Annotated in this window: 4 protein-coding genes and 1 pseudogene; all 5 read right to left on the bottom strand. The window is 69.8% G+C overall.

What is annotated here, in order from left to right:
- Positions 1-1,076, bottom strand: a 1,076-nt coding sequence (locus ABNT58_RS04365; RefSeq protein WP_348752288.1) for an amidohydrolase family protein, incomplete at its 3' end; no start/stop codon positions are given.
- A 5-nt stretch (positions 1,077-1,081) separates the two neighbouring features.
- Positions 1,082-1,510 carry a DUF3830 family protein gene (locus ABNT58_RS04360; protein ID WP_348752287.1) on the bottom strand — a complete coding sequence of 143 codons (429 nt, stop codon included), beginning with the start codon at positions 1,508-1,510 and terminating at the stop codon, positions 1,082-1,084.
- Between the two features lie 31 nt (positions 1,511-1,541).
- Positions 1,542-2,156: a TIGR00730 family Rossman fold protein gene (locus ABNT58_RS04355; protein ID WP_348752286.1), complete on the bottom strand. Its 615-nt coding sequence runs from the start codon at positions 2,154-2,156 to the stop codon at positions 1,542-1,544.
- Between the two features lie 12 nt (positions 2,157-2,168).
- Positions 2,169-2,966: an ABC transporter permease gene (locus ABNT58_RS04350; RefSeq protein ID WP_348752285.1), complete on the bottom strand. Its 798-nt coding sequence runs from the start codon at positions 2,964-2,966 to the stop codon at positions 2,169-2,171.
- Positions 2,963-3,246: pseudogene (locus ABNT58_RS04345) on the bottom strand (hypothetical protein); the annotation flags it as partial. The gene ABNT58_RS04350 and the pseudogene ABNT58_RS04345, both read right to left, overlap by 4 nt.

Below are 3,246 nucleotides of genomic sequence, written 5' to 3'. Positions count from 1 at the left end.
TCGGCGCCGACGATGCGCGACAGGTAGGCCGCGATGCGCGCCACCTCGAACAGGTTCTGCGTGTCGGAGGTGTTGGCGCCGTCGCTGCCCAGGCCCACGCGCAGGCCACGTTCCACCATGCGGCGTACCGGCGCCACGCCCGAGCCCAGGCGCAGGTTGCTCAAGGGGTTGTGGATGGCGGTGACGCCGGCCGCGGCCAGCTGGCTGATGTCGTCGTCGTCGATCCAGATGGCGTGGGCCACGCTGAGCCGCTCGCTCAGCAGGCCCAGGCGGTGCATGTGCGACACCAGGCTCTTGCCGTAGCGCTGCTCGCCGAACACGGCCTGCTGCTGGCTTTCGGCCAGGTGGATCTGCATCGGCAGGCCGAACTCGGCCGACAGCTGCGCACAGCCCTGCATGAAAGCGTCGGAGCAATGCAGCGGAATGGTGGGCGCGATGCCCAGGCGGATGCGGCCGGTGTCGAAGGGCCAGTCCTGCGCCGCTGCGCGCACCGCGGCCAGGCAGGCCTGCGGATCGGCGGCGCGGGCCTGCGCGGCCTGGGCCTTCAACGGCTCGGGCAGCGTGTCCAGCAGCTCGGGGTAGGCCTGGTACAGCGTGCGGTCGGCCATCATCGGCGCCACCACGGCGCGGATGCCTACCGCCTCGTACGCCCGCGCGACCGCATGCAGCCCGGCCACCGTCGGCAGCGGGAACTCGCTGGTCATGTCGAACAGCGCGGTGCAGCCCTTCTTCAGCAATTCAACGGCGGTGAGCGTGGCGCTGAGGGCCAGGTCGTCCAGGCCGCGCTGGCCGTTGATGGCGGGCGAGGCGGCCAGAAAGCCTTCCAGCCCCGTGTCGGCCACCGCGCCGCGGCCCAGGCCGCCGTGGGCATGGGTATGGCCGTTGACCCAGGCCGGCATCACCAGCCGGTCGGTGGCGTCCAGGCGGCGGGCGCCTGCCAGCGCATCGAACTGGCCGGGCGCGCCGATGGCGCTGATGGTCTCGCCCCCGATCAGCAGGTCGGCCGGGCGGGCCGGGCTGTCGCCATCGGCCAGCAGCAGGCCGCCGTGGATGACGAGTGAAGTGCTTGTGTCCATCGCCATCAGTCCACCCGCTCGAACAGCACGTCCTGCGCGCCTTCCCACAGCACCTGGGTGCCCAGCGCACGCAGCTGTTGCCGGCCTTCGGTGATGGTGAGGAAGTGGTTGCCCGCCAGCGGGCCCATCTTGCTGCTGAAGCTGCAGCTGCCGTAGGCCAGGATGATCTCGGTTTCGCTGTAGCCGCCGGGGTAGAACAGGATGTCGCCCACCGACGGGTGGCTGGTGTGGTTCTCGAAGCCGACGCGGCGGCCCTCGTTCTCCAGCACGTAGTCGCCCAGCGGCACCCAGCAGCCTTCGCCGCTCCAGCGCACGTGGATCAGCTTTTGCCGGTAGGGCAGCAGCTTCAGGAAGGCGGCCACGGTCTCGGGCGCGTCGGGGTGGGTCTCGGCCATGAAGGTGTGGCCGCCGGCGGTGATGCGGATCTGGGGCATGCAGGACCTTGTGTGGGCGTGCGTGAAAGGGTCAGGAACCGGGCTGGCCGATCCACTTGGTGACGGTGGGCGCCTGCCAGGCGGCCAGGGCGTCGAGCAGGGCATGCGGCTCGGCCTGCACCACCAGCATGTCGCGGTGCTCGGGCTTCATGAAGCCTTCTTCGGTGGCGGTGGCCAGCATGGCGCGCAGCGGCTCGTAAAAGCCGCGGGTGTTGAGCATGCCGCAGGCTTTCACATGGTCGCCCAGCTGGGTCAGCGTGGCGGCTTCCAGCAGTTCTTCCAGCGTGCCCAGGCCACCGGGCAGCGCAATGAAGGCATCGGCCAGCTCGGCCATGCGCGCCTTGCGCAGCCGCATGTGGGCCACCACCTCGTGGCGGGTGAGCCGCGGGTGCAGGTGGCCGCGGTCGTACAGCCGCTGGTTGATGATGCCGACCGCCGTGCCGCCGGCGGCCAGCACGGCATCGCACACCACGCCCATCAAGCCCTTGTGGGTGCCGCCGTACACCAGCGTGATGCCGCGGGCGGCCAGGGCGGTGCCCAAAGCCGCCGCGGCCTGCGCATAGTCGGGCGAGCTGCCGAAGTTGGAGCCGCAGAACACGGCCACGCTGCGCAGCGGCACCGGGGCTTGTCGAATGCTGTCGTTCATGCCCGCACCGTATCAGGAAGCCATGCCCAGGTCGGTCTTGCGCTGGGCCCAGCCGGTCATGCGCTGCTCCAGCCACGAAGACATCGCATACAGCACCACGCCCAGCACCGCCAGGATCAGCAGGCCCGCGAACACCATGGGCACGTCGAAGTTGCCGCTGGCGATCATCATCACCGTGCCGATGCCCTTGTTGGCCGCCACCGTCTCGGCCAGCACCGTGCCCACGAAGGCCAGCGTGATCGCGATCTTGAGCGAGGCGAACAGGTAGGGCAGGGCGCGCGGCAAGGCCACGTTCCACAGGATGTCGCGCTTGCGCGCACCCAGCACGCGCAGCACGTCTTCCAGCTCGGGCTCGGTGCTGGCCAGGCCGGTGGCCACGTTCACCACCACCGGAAAGATGCTGATGACCAGCGAGGTGAGGATGGCCGGCACCGTGCCGGCACCGAACCACACCACGAAGATCGGCACCACCGCCACCTTGGGGATGCTGGAAAAGCCCACCAGCAGCGGATAGGCCACGTCGTAGGCGGTGCGGGATGAGCCGATGAGCAGCCCCAGCACGATGCCCACCGCCACCCCCAGCGCAAAGCCCACCAGCGTGGTGTAGAGCGTTTGCACCGTGTGCGGCCACAGCAGCGGCATCTTCTCCAGCAGCACCTGCAGGATCTGGCTGGGCCGCGGCAGCACCAGGTCGCTGACGCCGCTGGCCACGCACACCAGCTCCCACAGCAGGAAAAAGCCGACCAGGGCCGAAGCCGACAGCAGCCGTTGCCGCAGGCGCGGCGAGATCTTGGGCGTGGAGTCGCTCATGCGGCCTTCCTTTCTTCCAGGGCGATGACGTTCTGCGCCGCATCGGCTGCGGTGCGCGCCTCGGCGATGCGCAGGCGCAGCTCCTGCACCAGGGCCGAGACCTCGGGTGCATAACTCATGGCCAGCGTGCGGGGCCGCGCAAAGGGCACGGCGCGGTCTTCCAGGATGCGACCCGGCCTGGCGCTCATCACGCAGATGCGCGTGGCCAGGTAGGCGGCTTCGCGCAGGTCGTGGGTGACCAGCAGCACCGTGGGCCGCTTGTCCATCCACAGCTGCTGCG

Source organism: uncultured Aquincola sp. (genome assembly GCF_964001545.1).
In the GTDB taxonomy this organism is placed as follows: domain Bacteria; phylum Pseudomonadota; class Gammaproteobacteria; order Burkholderiales; family Burkholderiaceae_C; genus Aquincola.
Note: the sequence above shows the minus strand (reverse complement) of the source record. Positions and strands in the feature narration are given on the sequence as shown.

What these genes read in the sequence shown, in the direction of transcription:
- ABNT58_RS04355 (WP_348752286.1), bottom strand. Translation starts at nt 2,156, where the DNA reads ATGAACGACAGCATTCGACAAGCCCCGGTGCCGCTGCGCAGCGTGGCC.
- ABNT58_RS04360 (WP_348752287.1), bottom strand. Translation starts at nt 1,510, where the DNA reads ATGCCCCAGATCCGCATCACCGCCGGCGGCCACACCTTCATGGCCGAG.
- ABNT58_RS04350 (WP_348752285.1), bottom strand. Translation starts at nt 2,966, where the DNA reads ATGAGCGACTCCACGCCCAAGATCTCGCCGCGCCTGCGGCAACGGCTG.